This is a genomic window from Mycobacterium triplex (assembly GCF_000689255.1).
Taxonomy (GTDB): Bacteria; Actinomycetota; Actinomycetes; order Mycobacteriales; family Mycobacteriaceae; genus Mycobacterium; species Mycobacterium triplex.
In genome coordinates this window covers 4820489-4841684 of the sequence record NZ_HG964446.1, presented here as the reverse complement: position 1 = coordinate 4841684, position 21196 = coordinate 4820489, and the positions used below count along the sequence as shown (strand labels likewise).

21 protein-coding genes and 1 pseudogene are annotated in these 21196 nt (G+C 64.8%); 13 read left to right on the top strand and 9 right to left on the bottom strand.

From position 1 onward, the window contains the following. Positions 1–19 precede the first annotated feature (19 nt). Entirely contained in the window at positions 20–1009 is a 990-nt protein-coding gene (locus BN973_RS22350; protein WP_036470929.1) for a spirocyclase AveC family protein, read from the top strand. A gap of 13 nt (positions 1010–1022) precedes the next feature. Here the strand turns inward: BN973_RS22350 and BN973_RS30040 are convergent, their stop codons facing one another. Continuing rightward, positions 1023–1631 carry a TetR/AcrR family transcriptional regulator gene (locus BN973_RS30040; protein WP_169718252.1) on the bottom strand — a complete coding sequence of 203 codons (609 nt, stop codon included), beginning with the start codon at positions 1629–1631 and terminating at the stop codon, positions 1023–1025. Between the two features lie 222 nt (positions 1632–1853). Between BN973_RS30040 and BN973_RS22340 the strand changes: the two genes are divergently transcribed. The 7 genes from BN973_RS22340 (at position 1854) to BN973_RS22310 (ending at position 8679) form a co-directional block, all read left to right on the top strand. Continuing rightward, positions 1854–2591, top strand: coding sequence for a hypothetical protein (locus BN973_RS22340; protein WP_036470928.1), 738 nt, complete (start codon positions 1854–1856; stop codon positions 2589–2591). Continuing rightward, positions 2588–2971 (top strand): hypothetical protein, encoded by a 384-nt coding sequence (locus tag BN973_RS22335; RefSeq protein ID WP_139830324.1) that lies wholly within the window; start codon positions 2588–2590, stop codon positions 2969–2971. The genes BN973_RS22340 and BN973_RS22335 overlap by 4 nt, the downstream gene beginning before the upstream one ends. A gap of 41 nt (positions 2972–3012) precedes the next feature. Further along, positions 3013–4071 (top strand): TIGR03857 family LLM class F420-dependent oxidoreductase, encoded by a 1059-nt coding sequence (locus BN973_RS22330; protein WP_169718253.1) that lies wholly within the window; start codon positions 3013–3015, stop codon positions 4069–4071. 32 nt (positions 4072–4103) lie between these two features. Continuing rightward, positions 4104–5276 (top strand): cytochrome P450, encoded by a 1173-nt coding sequence (locus BN973_RS22325; protein WP_139830325.1) that lies wholly within the window; start codon positions 4104–4106, stop codon positions 5274–5276. Continuing rightward, the gene (locus BN973_RS22320; protein ID WP_051641402.1) at positions 5273–6898 is read left to right on the top strand and encodes a PEP-utilizing enzyme; all 1626 of its coding nucleotides are present in this window, start codon (positions 5273–5275) and stop codon (positions 6896–6898) included. Before BN973_RS22325 ends, BN973_RS22320 begins: the two co-directional genes overlap by 4 nt. Next, entirely contained in the window at positions 6888–7943 is a 1056-nt protein-coding gene (locus tag BN973_RS22315; protein WP_036470926.1) for a hypothetical protein, read from the top strand. The genes BN973_RS22320 and BN973_RS22315 overlap by 11 nt, the downstream gene beginning before the upstream one ends. Positions 7944–8031: 88 nt before the next feature. Beyond that, positions 8032–8679 (top strand): hypothetical protein, encoded by a 648-nt coding sequence (locus tag BN973_RS22310; RefSeq protein ID WP_139830326.1) that lies wholly within the window; start codon positions 8032–8034, stop codon positions 8677–8679. Positions 8680–8691: 12 nt separating this feature from the next. On the opposite strand, the gene BN973_RS30035 is transcribed toward BN973_RS22310, so the two are convergent. After that, positions 8692–9360, bottom strand: coding sequence for a hypothetical protein (locus BN973_RS30035; protein WP_051641401.1), 669 nt, complete (start codon positions 9358–9360; stop codon positions 8692–8694). A 285-nt stretch (positions 9361–9645) separates the two neighbouring features. Between BN973_RS30035 and BN973_RS22300 the strand changes: the two genes are divergently transcribed. Genes BN973_RS22300 through BN973_RS22290 form a run of 3 tightly spaced genes read left to right on the top strand, consistent with a single transcriptional unit; the run spans position 9646 to position 13367 of the window. After that, the gene (locus BN973_RS22300; RefSeq protein ID WP_036470924.1) at positions 9646–10863 is read left to right on the top strand and encodes an enoyl-CoA hydratase-related protein; all 1218 of its coding nucleotides are present in this window, start codon (positions 9646–9648) and stop codon (positions 10861–10863) included. Between the two features lie 3 nt (positions 10864–10866). Continuing rightward, a complete protein-coding gene (locus BN973_RS22295; RefSeq protein ID WP_036470923.1) occupies positions 10867–12024 on the top strand; it encodes an acyl-CoA dehydrogenase family protein in 1158 nt (385 codons plus the stop codon). Positions 12025–12038: 14 nt separating this feature from the next. Next, positions 12039–13367, top strand: coding sequence for a phytoene desaturase family protein (locus BN973_RS22290; RefSeq protein ID WP_036470922.1), 1329 nt, complete (start codon positions 12039–12041; stop codon positions 13365–13367). Here BN973_RS22290 and BN973_RS22285 read toward each other — a convergent pair. The 4 genes from BN973_RS22285 to BN973_RS22270 all read right to left on the bottom strand — a co-directional run bounded on the left by BN973_RS22285 (position 13364) and on the right by BN973_RS22270 (position 17356). Continuing rightward, positions 13364–14017: a TetR/AcrR family transcriptional regulator gene (locus BN973_RS22285; RefSeq protein ID WP_036470921.1), complete on the bottom strand. Its 654-nt coding sequence runs from the start codon at positions 14015–14017 to the stop codon at positions 13364–13366. The genes BN973_RS22290 and BN973_RS22285 overlap by 4 nt on opposite strands. Before the next feature lie 257 nt (positions 14018–14274). Further along, positions 14275–15450: an acyl-CoA dehydrogenase family protein gene (locus BN973_RS22280; RefSeq protein ID WP_036470920.1), complete on the bottom strand. Its 1176-nt coding sequence runs from the start codon at positions 15448–15450 to the stop codon at positions 14275–14277. A gap of 3 nt (positions 15451–15453) precedes the next feature. After that, positions 15454–16605 carry an acetyl-CoA C-acetyltransferase gene (locus tag BN973_RS22275; protein ID WP_036470919.1) on the bottom strand — a complete coding sequence of 384 codons (1152 nt, stop codon included), beginning with the start codon at positions 16603–16605 and terminating at the stop codon, positions 15454–15456. 58 nt (positions 16606–16663) lie between these two features. Further along, positions 16664–17356 (bottom strand): TetR/AcrR family transcriptional regulator, encoded by a 693-nt coding sequence (locus BN973_RS22270; protein WP_084163489.1) that lies wholly within the window; start codon positions 17354–17356, stop codon positions 16664–16666. Positions 17357–17632: 276 nt separating this feature from the next. Here BN973_RS22270 and BN973_RS22265 point away from each other — a divergent pair, with 276 nt between their 5' ends. Both BN973_RS22265 and BN973_RS22260 read left to right on the top strand, forming a co-directional pair. After that, positions 17633–18778, top strand: a complete 1146-nt coding sequence (locus BN973_RS22265) for a thiolase family protein (RefSeq protein ID WP_036470918.1) — start codon at positions 17633–17635, stop codon at positions 18776–18778. Further along, positions 18775–19578 (top strand): crotonase/enoyl-CoA hydratase family protein, encoded by an 804-nt coding sequence (locus BN973_RS22260; RefSeq protein ID WP_036470917.1) that lies wholly within the window; start codon positions 18775–18777, stop codon positions 19576–19578. Before BN973_RS22265 ends, BN973_RS22260 begins: the two co-directional genes overlap by 4 nt. 2 nt (positions 19579–19580) lie before the next feature. On the opposite strand, the gene BN973_RS22255 is transcribed toward BN973_RS22260, so the two are convergent. The 3 genes and pseudogenes from BN973_RS22255 to BN973_RS22250 all read right to left on the bottom strand — a co-directional run bounded on the left by BN973_RS22255 (position 19581) and on the right by BN973_RS22250 (position 21194). Continuing rightward, on the bottom strand, positions 19581–20594 hold the full coding sequence (locus BN973_RS22255) for an NAD(P)/FAD-dependent oxidoreductase (RefSeq protein WP_036470916.1): 1014 nt from the start codon (positions 20592–20594) through the stop codon (positions 19581–19583). Then, positions 20570–20710, bottom strand: a pseudogene (locus tag BN973_RS32210) (hypothetical protein); the annotation flags it as partial. The pseudogene BN973_RS32210 and the gene BN973_RS22255, both read right to left, overlap by 25 nt. Continuing rightward, on the bottom strand, positions 20694–21194 hold the full coding sequence (locus BN973_RS22250; protein ID WP_036470915.1) for an isoprenylcysteine carboxyl methyltransferase family protein: 501 nt from the start codon (positions 21192–21194) through the stop codon (positions 20694–20696). The pseudogene BN973_RS32210 and the gene BN973_RS22250, both read right to left, overlap by 17 nt. Positions 21195–21196: the final 2 nt, after the last annotated feature.

The window sequence follows — 21196 nt, the reverse complement described above, 5'->3', positions numbered from 1 at the left end:
ATTCAAAGAAAGGGAGGCGATGGTCGTGGTTTCCGAATCGACGCTTCACCGAAGCGATCGCACGTCGGCCGTTGAGGCATCCCGCTCGGGCGGGGTCACGGTGTGGGCCGCAATCGCGGTGGTGTGGCTGGTAATCGCCGCCCAGGCGCTGGTGCGATGGATGGCGTCCAGCGATTTCGCGCCGGCTCCCCTGGTCGGTCAGGACCGGATGCCGTTGTGGAATCTGGTGGCATTGCGCATTTTCGAGGGTCTCAGCATGGCACTGCTGGTGTACCTGGTCTGGGCCTATGTGGTGACACCGTGGCGCAAGACCGGCGCTTTGAGCCTCGACGGCAAGTTCGTCCTCGGTGGGATGGCGGCGTTCGTCGCGGACGCCTTCCTGAACTGTTACACCTACCTGTTCGCGTGGAACGCCCACAACGTCAACATGGGCGTCTGGACTGCGTATCTGCCGTTTCACAACCCGGCGGCCTCGTCGCGCTACGCGGAGTCGCTGCTGTGGGGCCCACCGATGTATGTGTACTTCTGCGCCGGTGTGGCCATCGTCGGCTGCCCGGCCTATTTCGCGCTGCGCTCCCACTGGCCGCGCCTGTCCAACGTGTCGCTGCTGACCATTGTGTGGGTCGGCGAGTTCGTGTTCGACTTCGTGGTCGAGAATCTGGCCATTCGGCTGACCCACGGCTACGCCTACGCCCAAACGTATGGGCCGCTGACGCTGTGGGCGGGCAGTCAATTCCAATTCCCGCTGTACGAGTCATTTCTGGTGGCCTCGTTGGGTCTGCTCTACACCTGGATGCGGTTGCAGGCTGTCTCGTCGGCTGACGGACTCTCGCCCGTCGAACGCGGATTCGAGCGGTGGAGCCCGGCGCTGCAGTCGACGATACGCACCCTGGCTGCAATCGGGTTCTGCTGTGCCGCAACCATATTGATTTACCATTTGCCGTTCAACTGGCTGGGCATCATCGGAGCGTCGCACGCGCACCTGCCGACGTATCTGTTGGCCGGCTGAGCCAGCAAACGGCTCAGTCTGCTTCGGGCTCGTCGTATCCATCGGGTGGGCGACGGGCCAGGCCCCACACCGCGAGCTGAGTCAAGCTGTCGAGGAAGTTCTCTTGATCGTTGCTGGCCCCCGGGGGCAGTAACCAGCGGTCGAATACGATCGACCCGAAAACCATTGCCGCGATTTGTCTTATCGCGAGATCGAGTCCTTCGCGGTCATACCACCCGACCCGCTCGGACTCGTACACGCCGATCAGTAGCACTTGGTCGAACAGCCGGTTGATCGCCGCGACGAGTTCGTCGACCAGATCCGAGTCGAGCCCGTCGGCACTGACGAGGGCGACTAGGGCGTCCCGGTGGTCGATGAGGTTCACATACAGGTCGCGCAAGAACTCGCGCGCAAGCCGATACGACGTCCAGGGACGCCCGCGTTGGGAGCGCCAGCTGCCCGCGAACTCTTCGATCGCGCTGATCAGGGGCACGAGCGTGACCTCGCGGAAGAGGTCGGTCTTGGTGGGGAAGTGCCGGTACATGACCGACATCGAGACCCCGGCCGCGTCGGCGATCTCCTTTGTCGTGACGTCGGCGTACGGGTGCGCCGCGAAATGCCGGGCGGCCGCATCGACCAACACGGCCCGCACCTCACTCGAACGTCGCCGAACTGCGCGGGGACGTGCGTGTGCGGGGTCCGCAGCCATTCGCCGATCTTAATCGGCGACGGTCGGTACGGGAGGGACCCGGCATCCGTCGATGAAGAGTTTTAGCTCTTAATTAGAGAGATATTGACTCTTGACATGCGGGATCTGCCATGCGAACTTGGGACCACACATTCGGCGACCGAACGGTGAATCTCGATGGACACTTCAGTGCAGAAGGTTGCGGCGTGGTGCGGGATTGCCTTCGCCGCCGTGTTCTGTTGCGGCTTCGCGATCGCCGGCTTCATTCCGCCCCCCGGGCCCGGGCTGTCGGCGCCAGAGATCGCCACGCTCTACGCCGAACACCACATGCGCATCCGGATCGGCCTGCTGATCGCAACGCTGGGATCGGCCGTGTTGGCGGTGTGGGTTGCCGTCATCGGCGTCCAGATGCGTCGCATCGAGGGCCGTCAATCCGTCTTGGCATTTGCACAAATGGTGGCCGGCGCCTGTCTCATCCTCGAGTTCCTGTTTCCGCTCCTGGTGTGGCAGACCGCGGCCTACCGGAACGACCGCGACCCGGCGATTGTCCAGACACTCAACGATCTGGGTTGGCTACCATTCCTCGGGATCGCTTGCACTGCAGTACTTCAGGGCATTGTCATCGGTGTGCTGATTCTGCGCGACAAGCGCCAGGATCCGTTATTTCCCCGCTGGGGCGGCTATTTCAACATCTGGGTGGTGCTCATGTTCGCCCCCGCAAGCTGTGTAGTGCTATTCCACGACGGTCCGCTGGCATGGAACGGATTGATCTCGTGGTGGTTGGCCCTCGTCACTTTCTTCGTATGGATGCTGGGTCTGACGTGGATGCTGCTGCGTGCGATCGCTCGCCAGGAACGAGATGAGCTGACGCTCGCGGCCCCCTCGGCCGCACTGGCAGAAGGGGTTGCCGGGTGACGCTGGCCCATGAACCCGTCGCGGTGCGGGTCCCGACCTCGTGGTCGTTCACCCCACGATGGGCGTCAAAAGTGGTCGGCGCGTGTAGTCCTGGCGCGGTGATCGAGCGCGTCGGTGCGGATCCCGTCGATGCGGGCACAACCAGCAGGATGCGGCTGCACCTCACCTATCGGCACGGGGAGGGGCCTTCGACACTGTTGCGGCCCGCGCTGGACCCAGACAACGCCTGGCAGACCGACCTGCGCACGCCGGCTTACGGATTGACCGCGTGGCTGGAAACCTACGCCAGCGCCGGCTATCAGACGGACGAGGTCAGCCTGACCCTGTTGCAACGCTTCGGCACGGCGTTCGACGACCACGGCACCGGAAACCTGCTATGACGGCCACTCCGCAATCCACAGTCCTCGAGTCAGTGCAGGACATGAGCGCCTACATCGCGGGCGGGCGAATCAAGAATTCGGCCGAGGTCATCGAGCAGGCGGTTGACGCGGAACGAATTGGCTATCAACGTGTCTGGCTGTCCGAGCGGTACGACCTCAAGGAGGCCGGAGTGCTGCTGGGGGCGATCGCCGCGAAGACCACCCGCCTGCAACTCGCCACCGGCGCACTCATTCCATCGTCGCGCCCGCCTATCCTCACCGCGGCGCTGGGCGCCACGCTGCACTCGGCTTTTGGGCCGCGGTTAACGCTGGGCCTCGGCCGGAGTATGGACGCCTACATCTCCAACGCCGGGTTGGCGCCCGTATCGCGAGCCGCATTAGTGGATTACGTCGACATCTACCGACGGCTGTGGCGTGGCGAGGTAGTCAGCTATGACGGACCCGCGGGCCACTACCGGGGCCTGCACATGGCCGACCCGTACGAAGGGCCGCCACCGCAAATCTGGGCGGTCCATTTCGGTGGCCCCAAGGCGTGCCGCATGTCGGCGTCGCCGCTGTTCGATGGCGTTTACCTGCAGCCCTTTTTGACTCTCGAGGCCGTGTACAACGCCGTGGCATGGATACGAGACGAATGCGACCGGATTGGACGCGATTTCGCGACGTTGCGGATCTGCCTACCTCTGGTCTCGGTGCTCGGGCTGTCCGACGACGAGGCCAGATTGCAGATGCACGCCCGCATGGTCACCTATCTGGGGCAGCCTCGGATGGCGGAGGTCTACGAGCGGCTCAACGGCTGGGACACCGCACCGGCCCGGAAGGTTCGCGAGCATCCGATGTTCCGCGACGACCCGGACCGCATCGATCATCATTTCCATCGCGCCGATCTCGCCGAGGTCGCCCGGATGGTGCCCGACGAGTGGATGTACCCGACGTCGTTGACCGGTTCGGTTGACGAGTGCGTCGCCACAATGGCGGCATATCGCCAACTCGGCGTGGATGAAATATCCACTTACGGAACCAGTCCCGCTCAAAATGCCGAACTGGTCGCGGCATGGCGTAAGCATTCGCGTCCCGACAAAGACAAGGAGTTCGTGTCGTGACAACGGTTCAGTTCAACCCCTTGGCTCCCGAGATGGCCGTCGACCCCTACCCGGCCTATCAGGACCTGCGCGAGAACAGCCCCGTCCATGAGATCGAGGGACTCGGGATCTACGTGTTGTCGCGTTACGCCGACGTCGCCGAATTCTACAAAGACCGGCGACTGTTCATGCGGTATAGCGATCGCGAAACGTTGCGGTACGGGCCAGAGGTCGTCGACGAGCCTTTCTACGGCTACTTCATCCAAATGGCCCACGTTGCAGATGCCCCCATGCACACGGAGTTGCGCCGCATGTTTCAGGCCGCGTTCACCCCGAATCGCGTTACGGCATTGCGCGACAACATCAAGCGGATCGCGGAAACGCTCATCGACAAACATATTTCAGACGGGGGGATGGAGTTCATCTCCTCGTTCGCCGAGCCATTCCCTCGAATCGTGATCGGTCAGATGATCGGTCTGCCGGCCGAGGACAACGAAATGATCGGCAAGTGGGCGCTGGAACTCGGTCCCGCCTTCGAGTTCCTCCCGATGAGCCCCGAGACGAAGGAGATCGTCAACGACCGCGTCGTGCGATTGATGGAGTATTTCATCGATTTAGCCGACAAGCGCGCCGTCGAACCTGTCGACGACCTCTTCACCGCAATGGTGCAGGCCGCCGAAAATTCTGACGGCAAGATCACCCGTGAAGCCGTCGCCGCCAATGCGGTGTTGCTGTACATCGGCGGCCATGAGACCACAGGTGGCGCGTTGGGCTTGTCGCTGTTGGCCTTGCATCGCAACCCCGGCCAACTCGAAAGGCTGCTCGGTGATCCCACATTGGTGCCCAGGGCGGCCGAGGAGCTGCTGCGATTTGACACGTCAGCGCAAGGGACGGGCCGTATCTCGGGCGAGGATGTCGTCTACGGAGATATCGAAATTCCTTCGGGCAGTATGATTCTGGCTTATATCGGCTCTGCCAACCGCGACGCAGTCGTCTACGAGAACCCAAACGTGCTGGATCTCGGCCGGCAACCCGGCGCCCGCCTGCTCGCGTTCGGCCCGGGACCACATCAATGCGTGGGCCATGCGCTGACCCGGTTGGAGCTCGAGGTCTTCCTTGAGGTGCTGATCGAACGGTTTCCCCGTCACCACCTGGCAACCCTGGATCCCCAGTTTCGGACATTCCCGCTGCTGCGGGGAATCGTCAACATGGAGCTCAACTGGTGACGATCCACCACGACATTGACGAGTCGTTGCTTCATGAGCTGTCGCCACCGGGAGTGCGGTGGACCACCGTCAACATGGCCGAGGTCTTGCCCGGAGTACTGACCCCGTTGGGTTGGACGTTCTGGCGTGAGCCGTGCGAATCCGGGCTGCGCGGCGCCTTCGCCGACGCGGGTCTGCTCCCGGCCAGCAAGGTGACACCCCCGGCTGACCTGGCGGGCCGGCTCACCGGACTGTTCCACGGCCGTCTGGCCGGCAATCTCACCATGGTGTGCAAACTCTGCGACAGCATGCCCGGCTCATCGGGAGCCGCGTTCGAAGAGCAAGTCTTCGGCTTTGCCGATCCGAATGTCGAACGCCGACGCTCTTTTCGGCGGTACCCGATAGTGCTGGCCAAAATGCCGATCGGTCTTGTGTTGCTGCCCAATCGATTAGGGGCGCTGAGAAGCGAGATCGATCACTGGTGGCGATCGGCTACCGGCACGGTGCGTGTCGGTAGCCCGGAAGCGCGGCTGGCCGAGGCCGGGCGCTGGCTGCGCAAGGCCATGCGACGGCACATGCTCGCCTCGCTGTTCGCCCAGGCTTGCTATGACCAGGTCGCGGGGCTCGCCCGGGTGGCCGGCGAACCGGGCCTGGAGCTGGCGTTGATGACCGGGTACGGCAGCATGGAGGAGACGCGCATCAGCTCCGATCTCTGGGCGGTGTCGCGGGACCGGATGACGATGGCGGAGTTCTTGAACCGTCACGGGTTTCACGGGCAGTCCGAGGGTCAGCTCGCGAGCCGCTCGTGGCGCGAAGACTGTCGCGGTGTCGAAGATATCTGCACCCGGTACCGCGACCTGCCCGACGATCAGAATCCGGCCCGGCGCGAAGAGGAACAGACACGGTCGCGCCGGGCCGCGGAAGACAAGCTCATCGCGGCGCTGCCACTCGCCCGGCGTCGCTTAGCTCGACTCACGCTTGCCATCGCTGCCCGCTATCTGCCGCTGCGTGAAGTGGGGAAGGCGTCCTTCCTTCAAGCGATCGACGGGGCCCGCGCCGCCGCGCGAGAGATCGGCGACCGGCTTGTCGACGACGGCGTGATCGCCGACCGTGACGAGGTGTTCTTTGCGACACTGGCCGAGATCACCGGCAGACCACCTGCGGATCTTCGCGACCGGATTGCCAGCCGGCGCAGCAGGAATGCCGAGTACGCCCGCTTCGAGCTGCCGGAGCGATGGACGGGCACACCCGTGCCGCAACGGGTTGCAAGCCGGCCGGACGAGAAGCGCCACGATGCCGCCGTCCTGGGCGTGGCGGTCAGCCCGGGCGTGGTGGAGGGTTGCGCGCGCGTCGTGCACGATCCCTTCGGGGAAATCGATTTCGACGCCGGCGACATCCTGGTGTGCGAAACCACCGACCCGAGTTGGGTGGTGCTGTTCCAGCTCGCCTCCGCCGTCGTCATCGATGTGGGCGGGGCGATGAGTCACGGTGCGATCGTGGCACGTGAACTGGGTATCCCGGCAGTCATCAACACCCGCAACGGCACCCGAATCATCAAGGACCGAGCTCGAATTCGCGTCGACGGGGCAGCGGGCCGCGTCGATATCCTGACGTCCGATACGAGGAGTTCCGATGCCACTTGACCGCTATGGCCCCGAAGTAGATCTGCTCTACCCGCTCCCTGCTGATGGCGAAAGTTGGCATCACCATCGGGTCTACACCAACTATTTCGGTCTCACCGTTGCCGAACATGGGCTCGGAATCTTCTTCTATCTGCGCTGTCAGCCGGCCTTTCCGATGTGCCAAGGCGGCGTGATGATGTGGAGTGGCATGGACAATGTCGACGCGCTCGACGCCGATTTCTTCGACTACGAGATCTCGATGCCCTGGCCAACGATCACCGCCGATTCCGTGACCACTGCCAATGGTCTGCGACTGGAGTTCGTGCAACCCGGCCAAACCATCCGATTGACCTATCAGAGCAACGACGGCAATACCCGGCTTGATGTCGTTGGTGAAGCGGTCACGCCGCTCGTCGCACGGCACCACGTCACACCCGGGGAGGAGAACCACTTTACTGGGGAGCGCAGTCCCGGTGGCTTCGAACAATTCATGCACTACACCGGCGAGGTCGTCATCGATGGCCAGGTGTTCGCTGTTGACACCGTCGACGTGCGGGATCGATCTCTGCATCAGCTGCGCACCGAGCGCCAAGACGCGGTGAAGGTCCCACCTGCGTGCTGGACCCCCATGTTCTTCGGCGACGATCTCGCGCTCAACCATGTGGGATTCGAATCGGTTGACAGCAAGCCGATCTGGACCGAGGTATACGACATGCCGCCGGATAAACTCGGACCGGTATCAGGCTGGGTCTACTCGAGGGCTACCGATGAGGCTCTCGCTATCGTCGCGACCCGCCGGCGCGTGCTCGAACATCACCCCATCAATTTCATGCCGATTCGCCAGGAACTGGAAATCACCGACGAATCCGGCAAGGTGCGCAAGTTCAGCGGGCAGGCGCTGTCCACCGCGGTGCTCCCGATGTGGCCCAACACGAATATGCGAGGCGCCGTGTACCGCTGGGAAGACGCATCCGGGCGAAGCTGTCACACCATGACGTTCGATCTCTGGTTCGACCGATGGCAGCGTGCGATGAAACGTCGCCGCCAGGCCATGGCGAGGGTATGACGCGGTGAGCACACTGAGCTATCGCAACCAATTGACGTGTGCGTGGAGTGGTTTCGTATTCATAGCGTTGTTCCTCGGTGGATTCTGGGTGATCGCCGGATTCGTCCCCCCGCCTTCGCCTGCCAACCCGGCCGAGGTGACCGCGAGGTTTTTCGCCGGCCACACCATCGCGATCCGCGTCGGTCTTTGGGTCACGATGGTGGGTTGTGCGCTGGTCGCGTCGTGGACGGTAGCGGTTAGCGCTCAGCTCAAGCGCGTTGAGGGCGCGGAGGTCCTCGCGCAATTGCAACTCATTCTAGGGTCACTGCTGACGATCGAATTCCTGATACCGGTGATGATCTGGCAGACCATCGCGTTCCGGCCGGGAAGCGACGCGCAAACAGCCATGCATCTCAACGACATGGCTTGGCTGGTCTTCCTCGGGCTGGTGTCTACGGTGATCCTGCAGGAGATCGTGATCGGTATTGCCATACTTCAGGATTCACAAGAGGAGCCGATCTTTCCTCGGTGGATCGCGTACCTGACCTTCCTCACTGCCTCGCTGACGATCCCGGGCGGGTTGATCGTCTTCTTCAAGACCGGGCCGTTCGCGTGGAACGGGATCGTCTCCTGGTGGATCCTGCTAGCCGCGTTCTGCGTCTGGATGGTCACCTTCACCACCTTCCTGATTCGTGCAATCAAGAAGCAGTTCACCGCAACGGTGGCCGCGGCACCTGGGGAAGTCGCGACAATCTAGCTGCGAGGACGTCTAGTTCGCGTACGACAGGTCTTCGTCTTCGATGCGGCGCACCGCGCGAAACGCATACGGTGTCACCACGGCGATCAGGACGAAGAACATCACGAACACCGCCCAAAAGTTCAGCAGGCCATGCCATGCGAACGGTCCGGTTCGGACGAATGGCAACAGGCTCAGCGGAACGTAGAGCGCGGCGGTCAGGAAGCACAAATAGCCGACCCACCGCGGAAAGAGCGGCTGAGCCCGACGGTCCAGCAGTATGGCGAAACCCAGTGCCACACTCTGTAGCAGCGAGAACATGTAGGTGAGGTCGAAGAACAGCCATCCGAAGTCGTAGAGCGTCTGCACGGTTTCGGGGGAGCGGGCCTCGGCTCGGAATGCCGCCGTCTGCCACACGACGGCCGGCACGGCGGTGACGAGGCCCGTCATAAGGCCGCCGAGAAGCTCTGTTGTCGACAGGACGCCCATCGGTCCTTCCATCCGGCCGATCAACTTGGAGACGGCCGCACTCCACGTGTAATAGCAGGGAGCGCCGACCACCATTAACACCATCCCGACCTGGATGCCGGTGTGGTGGGTCTGGAAATACCGGGATATGGCCGACGCGTTGAGGTCCTGCCCCGGCGGCGGCCAAAAACCGGCGAACACCGCAAAGCCCAGCAGTCCTAGGCCCGCGTACACGCAGACAGACCCGAGGCCGAGGCGAAGCGTCGTGTAATCGGTACGTGTCGGCTGGGCGTTCCCAACAGAAGTGTGTCGCGCCGTCGTGGTCACCGTGCCTCCCAAGTATCGGATCGTCAGTCGCGTCGACGGGATCGCGTGCCGGCGGGGCCGGCAGAAGTAATTTAACACGTACTAGAAAACTCTGCTAGGGTGTGAATGGATCGCTGTTTAACTGGTCAGACACTGATCGAATGAATATTAAATTCCTGGCTGACATCGCCCATCCGAAGGGATTCAGACGACATGGTGTCTGACTCCCCGCCGTCTCACGAGGCCAAAGTCGCTGCCGTTCGGAGCCTTTATGCCGCGCTGGCCGCGGGTGACCGGGATGCGCTGGCGCGGCTGCTGCATCCGGATTTCATCGGTCGCGCGACGGCAGGGCTGCCGCTGGGGGTGGGGGGCGAGCACGTCGGGCCCGACGCGATGCGCCGTGAGTTCTGGTGGCAGCTCGGTCGGCATTACGACGTGGTCGCCCATCCCGACACGTTTCACGCCCTTGATGACGGCCGGTTGTTGGTGGTGGGCCACTATCGGGGCGCGGCCCGGCGGTCCGGCAAGAAGCTCGACGCGGCATTTCACCATGTGATCGGGTTCGCCGACGACGGCCGCATGACCTCGCTGGATCAGCTGACCGACAGTGCCCCGTGGGTCGACGCGCTCGATGAACGGGACGTGCTGGAAACGATCGACTACCGCGTCAGCGATGGCGTCGCGACCGTCTGCCTCAACCGGCCCGAGGCCCACAACGCGATCGACCCACGCATGGCGGACGAATCACTGGTCGTGGCCCGCCGAATCGCCGACGATCGATCCGTTCGCGCCGTGCTGATCTGTGGTGACGGGCCGTCTCTTTCGGTCGGCGGCGACATCAGGTCTTTCCCTTCGGATCCGTCGACGGCATACGGTGACCTGCTGGAGCGGATGACCACACCGTTCCACGAAGCCTTCCGCATACTCAGCCGCATCGACGCGCCGATCGTCACCGCGGCCCACGGCGCCGTCGCAGGTGGCGGGCTGGGCTACGTCTACGCGGCCGACCTGGTAGTCGCGGCCGAGGGCACGAAGTTCGTGACAGCGTTTGCCGCCCTTGGCCTTTCCGGAGACGGGGGCGGCACCTGGCACCTGCCGCGCCTGATCGGCGCGCGCCGCGCGGCCCAGGCCTACCTGCGCAACACCCCGATCGGGGCGGCCGAGGCCCTCGAGTGGGGGCTCGTCAACGAGATCGTGCCCGCCGACGAGCTGCGGACACGGGCACTGGCGCTAGCCACGGAGCTGGCACAGGGGCCCACCCGAGCTTTCGCGAAGATGCGCACATTGTTGCGCGAGTCGTGGCGCACCGACCTGGCGACGCAACTGAAATCCGAGACCGACGCGCTCAGCGCCGCCGCGAACACCGCCGATGCCGCGGCGGCGCTCTCGGCATTTCGGGCCAAACGCGCGCCGCGCTTCACGGGAAGGTAGGAGATGACACTGATCACCGATTCGCCCGAACATCGGGCGATTCGCAACAGCGTGGCCGGGATCGCCAAGCGATACGGCCCGGCGTACTTCTTGGAGCGGGCGCGCACGGGTGGCGGGATCGAAGAGCTGTGGGGCGACCTCGGTGCCGCCGGACTGCTCGGCCTGCACCTGCCCGAGGACTACGGCGGCGGTGGGGGAGGGATGGCCGAAGCCGTCGTCGTGGTGGAAGAGCTTGCCGCACAAGGGATGCCGTTGCTGATCTGGGTGATCTCGCCCGCCATCTGCGGCAGCATCTTGGCCTGTCACGCGTCGGAGCAGATGAAGCGGCGGTGGCTGCCGTCGATCGCGGACGGGACGAAAAAGATGGCGTTCGGGCTGACCGAGCCCGACGCCGGATCCAACAGCCATGACATCAAGACCACAGCCCGGCGCGACGGTGCCGGCTGGAGGATTTCCGGATCCAAGTACTACATCTCCGCGGTGGATCAATCCGACGCGATTCTGCTGGTCACCCGGGACGCGGATCATTCGACGGCGGAACGTAATCGACTGTCGCTGTTCGCGGTTCCCACCGACAGCCCGGGTTTGAGCTTTACCTCGATTGACACGTCGATCGTGTCGCCGGACAAACAGTTCGCCGTGTATCTCGATGACGTCGCGGTCGGCGACGATGCGCTGATCGGGGTCGCCGGCAATGGTCTTCGGCAGGTTTTCGACGGCCTGAACCCCGAACGGATCCTGGTCGGCGCGCTGTCCAGCGGCATCGGCCGATACGCGATCGGCAAGGCCGTGGACTACGCGAAGCAGCGCAGCGTCTGGTCGACGCCGATCGGCGCCCATCAAGGCATCGCCCATCCGCTGGCCGAATGCCACATCGCGGTCGAACTGGGCCGGATGGCGACCGTGCGCAGCGCGCAACTCTTCGACGCCGGCGAATCGGCCGGCGAGGCCGCGAACATCGCCAAGTACGCCGCCTCCGAGGCCGCATTGAAAGCGCTCGACCAGGCGATTCAGACGCACGGCGGCAACGGCCTGTCCCACGAATACGGGCTCTCCGAGTTGTGGTTCGTGACCCGGTTGATGCGCACCGCACCGGTGAGTCGCGAAATGGTGCTCAACTTCGTGGCCCAAACATCCCTGGGCTTGCCCCGGTCCTACTAGGAAGTGAGATCGACATGCACTCAGCACAATTCGACGCCGTCGTGATCGGTGCCGGCGCGGGCGGGTTGTTCACCGCGGCGCGGCTTGCCCACCGGGGTTATCGGACGCTCGTCGTCGAGAGGCTCGACAAGGTCGGTGGACGCGCCTCGACCGACGACATCGATGGGTTCAAGGTCAACACCGGCGCCATCGTGATCGAGGTCGGCGGCATTACCCAGCAGACATGTGCCGAGGTCGGCGCACCATTCGACATCCGCGAGCCCAAACCCGCGCTGCTGTACCGGATCGGCGGCAAGAACGTCGACGTAACCGGTGGCGGGTGGGGGTTTCTGCTGAGCAAACTCACCCGCCAGGGTGCCAAACTGGTCGCGGGCATCGGCGCGGCCCGCAGTGACGACGGCTTGCCCGAAGATCAGATCAGCACCGCCGAGTGGGTATCTCGATACACCAAAAACGAACGCGTGCATGGGATTTTCCGCAACATGTGCGCCTCCATCTTCGCGGTCGGCTCCGAGGACCTGCCGGCGCGAGTGTTCCTCACGTACTTCACCCGCAAGAGCGCGTTCAAGCGGTTTGGCTTTCACCCCGAAGGGACCATTGGATTGTGGCGGGGTCTGGCCGGCGCGGTGGAATCGCGCGGCGGCCAGGTATGGCTTTCCGCACCGGTCACCAGGATCCTCTCCGACGGTGGGCGGGTGACCGGTGTCGAGGTGCTGCGCGGCGACGAGACCGTCTGCGTCACAACGCCCGTCGTGGTAAGCGACGTCGGGCCCGCCGCCACCGTCAAGCTGCTCGGCGAAGAAGTCGTGCCAACCGACTACCAGGACCTGGTCAAGAAGGGCGATCGCCCGACGTCGATGATCTCGGTGAACTTCGCAAGCCGCGACAGCCTCGTCGATGTTCCCGGCATGCTGAGCTTCGCGACATCACGACGGCTGGCATACATCGCGAATTTCACCGACACCTGCCCCGAGATGGCGCCGCAGGGATGGCATCTGTACGTCGGGACATCGGTGCCCAAGCCGTCGATCGGCGACTTCGACGAAGCCGCCGAGACGGAGCTGTTGCTGCAGGACCTGCGCGACAACATCGACGGATTCGACGACCGCGCAAGGATTCTGAGCATTGCGGTCACCCGCGACGATTGGCCGCCGCAACGGGCGGTGGCCGGATTCGATCTGCCGCACGACACCCCGTTCGCGGGCCTGTGGAACGTCGGCGATGCCGTCAAGGAATACGCCAACGGTGGAACGACGGCGTGTGCCGAGACGGCTCAGTTGGTGGTCGACAAGATCATTGCGGCGTACCCGCCTCCGGTCGGTTCGGCACCGCCGCGCACCTAATCGACCGGCGTCTCGGCAAGCCCGTGCCGGACGAATGACTGTGCGTTGGCGACAACGGTATCCAGGGAACCGCGCCGGGGGTCCCACCACTCGACCGCCCAATTCAGCGCGCCCAGGACCAGCATCTGCGCTATGTACAGGTCGAGGTCGGTGCGAAGCTCACCCGCGCGTGCCATGTCGTTGATCAGTCGTCGCCAGACTTCGCCGTAGCGTTGCTCCTCGAGGATCTGGCGCTTTCGAATCGCCGGCGGAACTTGACCCGCATTGCGGATGGCCGCGGTCGTGTAGTCCGATATCTCGAGTTCGTGCCGCAAATGTGCCTCGACCGCGGCGAGTAGCCGATCCAGCGCGGAGGCGTCGGCGGGCAACGCGTCGAGAACGGCGATGACATGCTCTCGCATGTCGGCGATGCCGGCCCACATCACCTCCTCGATGAGGTCGTCGCGCGAGGTGTAGTAGTAGTAGATCGCCGGGGCCTGCAGTTCGGCCTGGGCCGCGACGTCATTGAGGCGCAGGCCCGCATATCCCTTGGCGCTCAAAACGTGCGCGGCCGCGTCGAGGATTCGCCGTCGTGTCTGGGCCGATTTGGACTCTGCGATGTCGGCGGACGCTGGCCCCGCCACGGCGGCCACCTCAGTCTGCCTGGTCATTGGTCGATTCTAGCCAGTCGACGCGACTTCGCCGGTGCCAACAGGCAGTGATTTTATCCGGCATTCGATGCCACCGAACCCCCGACGCCCGCGTCGGGCCTGCGCCGCGCGGTTCGGGTCGCGTACTGCCGTGGCGGGGGATGGTATCACCCCGCCACGGCAAGTTCGGGTTGGCGGCTAAGACGCTCGCGCTCGCGCTGGCAAATCGACGAGTGTCGATTTCCGGCCCCTAATATATCTTAGATTAAATATCTGGATCAACTTTCATCCCGCGCAATGGTTTTTGAGCCGACGATCTCGCGGCCGATGAGTTCCTTCATGATTTCGGTAGTGCCGCCGTAGATGGTTTGCGCGCGAGTGTCGAGATATGCGCGTGCTACCGGGTATTCGACCATGTACCCGTAGCCGCCATGAAGTTGTAGGCACCGGTCCAGGAGCCGGCGTTGTAGCTCGCTGACGTACCACTTGCCCTTAGCGGCGTCCACGGCCGAGAGCTCGCCGGCGTTGAACGCCTCAACCGACTTGTCGACATACGCCTCGGTGATGTCGAGTTCCGTTGCCATTTCCGCGAACTCGAACCGGATGTGCTGCAGCGCGGCCAGCGGCTGGCCGAACGCCACTCGCTCTTGGCAATATTCGACGGTCTGGTCGAAGATGGCGCGCGCGGTCGCGATGGCCTGGGCGGTGACTCCCAGCCGCTCCCGGGGTAGATGGCTCATCAGGTACTGCAGCCCACGGCCCTCTTCCCCCAACAGATTCTCGGCGGGAACGATCGCGTCGTCGAAGAACAATTCTGCGGTGTCTTGCGCGGGCAGCCCGATCTTTTCCAGCTGGCGTCCGCGTCGAAATCCGGGAGTGTCGCGTTCGACGACGAACAAACTGAACCCCCGCGAACCACCGTCCTGGTCGGTGCGCGCCGCGACCACGACGAGGTCGGCCATGATGCCGCTGGAAATAAACGTCTTCTGACCATTGAGGATCCAGCTGTCACCGTCGCGGCGAGCGCTGGTGCGGATTCCCCGAAGATCGCTGCCCGTGCCGGGCTCGGTCATCGCAAGGGCGCCGATCAATTCGCCGGAGGCGAAGCCCGGTAGCCAGCGCTGCTTTTGATCCTCGGAGGTGAGATCGAGTAGGTAGTGCAGCACCAGGTCGTCTTGCAGGCTGACCGTCAGGCCGAAGGACAGCACGTTGACCTTGGCGATCTCCTCGCAAACCACCATCCGGTAGCGGTAATCGCGTTCACCGGCACCGCCGTAAAGCTCCGGCACCTCCAACGCGTAGATGCCCGCCTTGGCGGCGCTGGCGAACGCCGAGCGCTCCATCCGGTGGTCGCGTTCCCACTCAGCGTGATGCGGGACCACTTCGCGAGCCAGGAACTCCCGAACGGTTTCTCGATACGCCTCGTGGTCGGGGGTATACAGCGTCCGGCGCACCGGTCAAAGCCTCTCGATGATCGTGACGTTGGCCTGTCCGCCACCCTCGCACATGGTCTGCAGCCCGTAGCGGCCGCCGGTGCGTTCCAGCTCGTGCAGCAGCGAGGTCATCAGGCGCGCCCCAGTGCAACCGATCGGGTGGCCCAGCGCGATTGCCCCGCCGTTGACATTGACGCGCTCGGGGTCGGCCTCGAGTTCGGCCAGCCAGGCGAGCACCACCGGAGCGAATGCCTCGTTGATTTCGACCACGTCGATGTCGTCGATCGACAACCCCGTTCGCTTGAGCGCGTGCCGGGTGGCCGGGATCGGGGCAGTCAGCATCATCACCGGGTCGGCGCCGCGTACCGACATGTGATGGATCCGCGCGCGAGGCGTCAACCGGAACCGGTCGACCGCGTCCTGAGACGCGATCAGCAATGCCGCGGCCCCGTCGGAGATTTGGCTGGCCACCGCGGCGGTCAACACGCCCCCTTCGATCAGGGTGGGCAACTTGGCCATCTTTTCCAACGAGGTGTCCGGGCGCGGCCCCTCGTCGGTGGTGAGACCCTCGTAGGGGACGATTTCACGGGTGAACCGACCGTCGGCGATCGCGGCAAGAGCGCGCTGGTGGCTGGTCAACGCGAAGGCCTCGTTGTCCTCCCGGCTGAGGTTCCACTGGCTCGCGATCATCTCCGCGCCACGGAATTGCGAGATCTCCTGGGTGCCGTACCGGGCCTCCCATCCCCGGCATCCGGTCCATGGATCGCTCGCGCCAAAAGGCTCACCCGCCGCGAACGCGCTCAAGATGGGGTATTGGCTCATCTTCTGGACGCCGCCCGCAACGATCAGGTCCGCGGTGCCGCTCATCACGGCTTGTGCCGCGAAATGCACTGCCTGCTGCGCCGATCCGCATTGGCGATCCACCGTGACGCCGGGCACCGACTCCGGCAGGCCGGCGGCCAGCGCCGCCGTGCGCGCGATATCCCCGGCCTGCGAACCGATGTTGTCCAGGCAGCCGAGGATCACGTCATCGATTGCTTCCGGATCGACGTCATGTCTGCCGACAACGGTGCGAATGACGTTGGCAGCCATATCTGCCGGATGCGCGTCGGCGAACCCACCGCCGCGCTTGCCAACAGGAGTGCGAACCGCGTCAACGATATAAGCTTCAGTCACCTAGAGAATTTAACACAGAATCAAAAAGGTGGGCTAACCGCGTCGCGTGGGGATCGTCTCACCGTCTGCTGGCGGCCGTACGCGCTTTCGTCCGGACGCGGGCCCGGGGCTGCTCGTGCCCGCACAGACCGAAACGAACCAGGGATTGGGCGTTGGCGACGATGCTGTCGACGGAGTCACGGCGGGGGTCGCGCCATTCGGCCGCCCAGTTCAGCGCGCCGAGGACCAACAGTTGGGCGTAGCGGGGGTCGAGATCGGCCCGGATCTGCCCGTCGGCCAGGGCATTGTCGAACAGTCGGCGCCACATCCGTCCGTAGGCCTGCTCCTCTTTGAGCTGACGGGTGCGCAGGTGCCGGGGGATCTGGCCGGAATTACGAATCGAGGCGGTGGCATAGTCGGAAATCTCGAGCTCATGACGCAAGTGAGCCTCGACGGCGGCGACGATCCGATCCAATGGCGAGGTCTCGGCGGGCAGTTCGTTGAGCACCTCCTGCACGTGTTTACGCAGTTCGGCGACGCCGCAGTACATTACCTCTTCGATGAGTTCTTCGCGGGATCCCCAGTAGTAGTAGATCGCCGGCGCCTGAATCTCGGCATAGTCCGCGACGTCCGAGAGCCTCGTCCCGGCAAACCCCTTCGCGCTCAGGACATGCGCCGCCGCATCGAGGATGCGGGCACGGGTGCGGGCGGACTTGGAATCGGCGTCAGGCGCCGCCCCGTTATGTGGGGCCGCAGCAGGCTTTCTAGGCACCGTTAAAGGGTAACGTAGACCACAACTCCGAGCCCGTTGGGTAACGCGTCAGTGCGCCGGTACTGCGCAACGTGTCGCACCGAGTGTTCTACTCGACGTTAGAAACCGAATGCAGCATGTGACGAAAGCCAGGGCTTCTCGGACCCACTGATCGGACCCATTGAAATGGCGTGCCGCCGATGCGATCGTCGCCGGCGCGTAGAACCACCCCGCCACCAGGCCGCCCAACCCCTTGGTTGACAATCGAGGCAAGAACCAGTCAAAGGAGACACAACCATGCCTGAAGCCGTCATCGTCGAGGCCGTGCGCTCACCCATCGGCAAGCGCAACGGGGGACTTTCCGGGGTGCACCCCGCCGAGCTGTCTGCGCAGGTGCTCAACGGACTGGCCACCAGGGCCGGCATCGACCCCGAAATCGTTGACGACGTGATCTGGGGCTGCGTGATGCAAGCCGGCGAGCAGGCCCTCGACATCGGCCGCACCGCACTGTTGACCGCCGGCTGGCCCGAGACCGTCCCGGGTGTGACCGTCGACCGCCAGTGCGGATCCAGCCAGCAGTCCATCCACTTCGCCGCGGCAGGCGTGGTGGCCGGACACTACGACGTGGTCGTCGCCGGCGGTGTGGAGTCGATGTCGCGCACGCCGATGGGGGCATCGCTGGCAAACGGCGGCAACCCGTACCCGCAGGGATTCAAGGATCGATACCACAAGACGCCCAACCAGGGCCTGGGCGCGGAGATGATCGCCGAGCAGTGGGGATTCGACCGCACCGCGCTCGACCAGTTCTCCCTCGACTCACACGAAAAGGCCGCCGCCGCACAGGATTCCGGTGCGTTCGATGACCAGATCGTGGGCATCAAGGACTCCGAAGGCAACGTCGTGGTCAAGGACGAGGGCATCCGGCGCGGAACCCCGATGGAGAAGATGGCCTCGCTGAAACCGGCGTTCAAGGAGGACGGCGTGATCCACGCCGGTAACTCCTCGCAGATCTCCGACGGCGCGGCCGCGCTGCTATTCATGTCGGCCGAGAAGGCAAAAGAATTGGGGTGTAAGCCAATTGCGAAGGTGCACACTGCCACTCTGGCGGCAGCCGACCCGGTCATCATGCTGACCGCCCCGATCCCGGCTACCCAGAAGGTGCTGAAGCGCTCCGGCCTGTCCATCGACGACATCGGGGCATACGAGGTCAACGAGGCGTTCGCGCCCGTTCCGCTCGCGTGGCTGAAGGACATCGGCGCCGACGAGAAGAAGCTGAACCCCAACGGCGGTGCGATCGCGCTCGGCCACCCGCTGGGCGGCTCTGGAGCGCGGATCATGACCACGCTGCTCTACCACATGCGGGACAAGGGAATTCGCTACGGCCTGCAGACGATGTGCGAAGGTGGTGGCCAGGCCAACGCCACCATTGTGGAACTGCTGTGACGGACGCTGACGGCGCTGCGCCGGCAGTGCTGGTCGAGCGTCGCGGCAACGTGATGGTCATCACCATCAACCGGCCCGAGGCGCGCAACGCCATCAACGCGGCGGTCAGCATCGGCGTCGGCGATGCGCTGGAAGAAGCGCAGCACGACCCCGAGGTGCGGGCGGTGGTGATCACCGGTGCCGGCGACAAATCGTTTTGCGCCGGAGCCGATCTCAAGGCGATCGCTCGCCGGGAGAATCTGTATCACCCCGACCATGCCGACTGGGGCTTCGCCGGCTACGTGCACCACTTCATCGACAAGCCCACCATCGCCGCGGTGAACGGCACGGCGCTGGGCGGCGGCACCGAGCTGGCACTGGCCAGCGACCTGGTCGTCGCGCACGAGCTGGCGAAATTCGGTCTGCCCGAAGTCAAACGGGGACTGATCGCCGCCGCCGGTGGCGTCTTCCGCATCGTCGATCAGTTGCCCCGCAAGGTGGCGATGGAGCTGCTGTTGACGGGTGAACCGATGACGGCGTCCGACGCATGGGAATGGGGCCTGGTCAACCAGGTCGTCAAGGAAGGCTCGGTGCTCGACGCGGCGCTGGCGATGGCGGCGCGCATCACGGGGAACGCCCCGCTGTCGGTGCAGGCCAGCAAGCGCATCGCCTACGGCGTCGACGACGGGGTCGTCACCGGCGACGAACCGGGCTGGGAGCGTACCGTCAACGAGATGCGCACCCTGATCCGCTCGGAGGACGCCAAGGAAGGACCGTTGGCGTTCGCCGAGAAGCGGGAGCCGGTCTGGAAGGCGCGCTAGCCCTAGCTCGCCAGAATGTTTACCCCGAAGCCGAACACCGCGGGTAGGCGTTCGCAGGCCGGCACGATCGCACGCCGCGTTGCGCGCGGCGTGCTGGCCAGCACCACCGCCCGGGTCAGCAGGCGGTAGTTGCGGGTAACCCGTTGCCACGACTTCTCATACGCCGCCGGCGTCTCGTTGACGATGGCGTCGACCGCCGCCGCGGCCTGTTTGACGGCCAGGCTGACGCCCTCGCCGGTCAGCGCGTCCTCGTAGCCGGCCGCGTCGCCCACCAGCAGCACCCGGCCCGCGACGCGACGCGAAACCACCTGGCGCAGTGGGCCGCAACCCCGCGCGTGCCCGCGGCTTGCTCCGTCGAGGTGCCGGGCCAGCCGCGGGAACCAGCCCAGGTCGGGCCGGCCCTGCGACAGGATCGCCACGCCGACCAGATCCGGCTCCACCGGTGTCACGTAGGCCTCACCCATCCGGGACCAGTACACCTCGACGAACTGCGACCAGGCCGGCACCGTGAAATGCCAACGCACGCCGTAACGTCGCGGCTTTCCGGCCGTCGCCTTGATACCGATGGAGCGCCGCACCGTCGAGTGCAGCCCGTCCGCGCCGACCAGAAATCTCGCTCGAACGCCGGCCGCGGTCACGCCGTGGACATCTTGTTCGACGCTGGTCACCTTGGTCCGGATCCATTCGGTCTCTTGCTCTTTGGCCCGTGCCTCGAGCGCGGCGTGCAGCGTGGTGCGCCGCACGCCGCGGCCCGGCCCGGTGCGAAACAGGGCCTCGGCGCGGCGCTGCTCGCTGACGTAGGCGATGCCGTGAAACGGCATGCCGGCCGGGTCGACGCCGAGCGACGTCAGCTCGGCCAGGCCGCCGGGCATCAGCCCCTCCCCGCACGCCTTGTCGATCGGGTCCTCGCGCGGCTCGGCCACGATCACCGAAAGTCCGTGCCGGCGTGCCTGCAACGCGGTGGCGAGCCCGCCGGGGCCGCCGCCGACGATCAGCAGGTCCGCGTCATAAGACATGAGCGCCGGTCCTCCTCATCGCTGCGTCCCCCGCAAGCGGGTGGGGGTACCTCCCACTTGTGGGGGCGTGCCCCCACTGCATCGTCTCGGCACGGCCGCTCATGTGTAACCCAATGCGGAGTTCTCCACCCGGATACGCACCGTGAGCAGGATCGCGTTGGCGACGGTGAACGTCGCCGCGGTCAGCCACGCCGTGTGTACCAGCGGTAAGGCGAACCCTTCGGCCACCACTGCAACATAGTTCGGGTGGTGCAGCCACCGGTAGGGCCCCCGCTGCACCAGGGGCGCCTCCGGTAACACGATCACCCTGGTGTTCCACCGTCGGCCCAACGTCGTGATGCACCACCAGCGCAGGATCTGACTGGCCGCCACGATGGCCAGCATCGGCCAGCCCAGCCACGGAATGAACGGCCGGTGGCCTGCCCACGGTTCGACGAGGCAGCCAACCAGCAGCGCGGTGTGGATCACGACCATCACGACGTAGTGGGGCCGGCCAAACTCCTTGCCGCCCTGGGCAAAAGACCATTGCGCATTCCGGTTGGACAGCACCAGCTCGACAATCCGTTCGACCCCGACCGCGAGGATCAGCAGGTAGTACATGA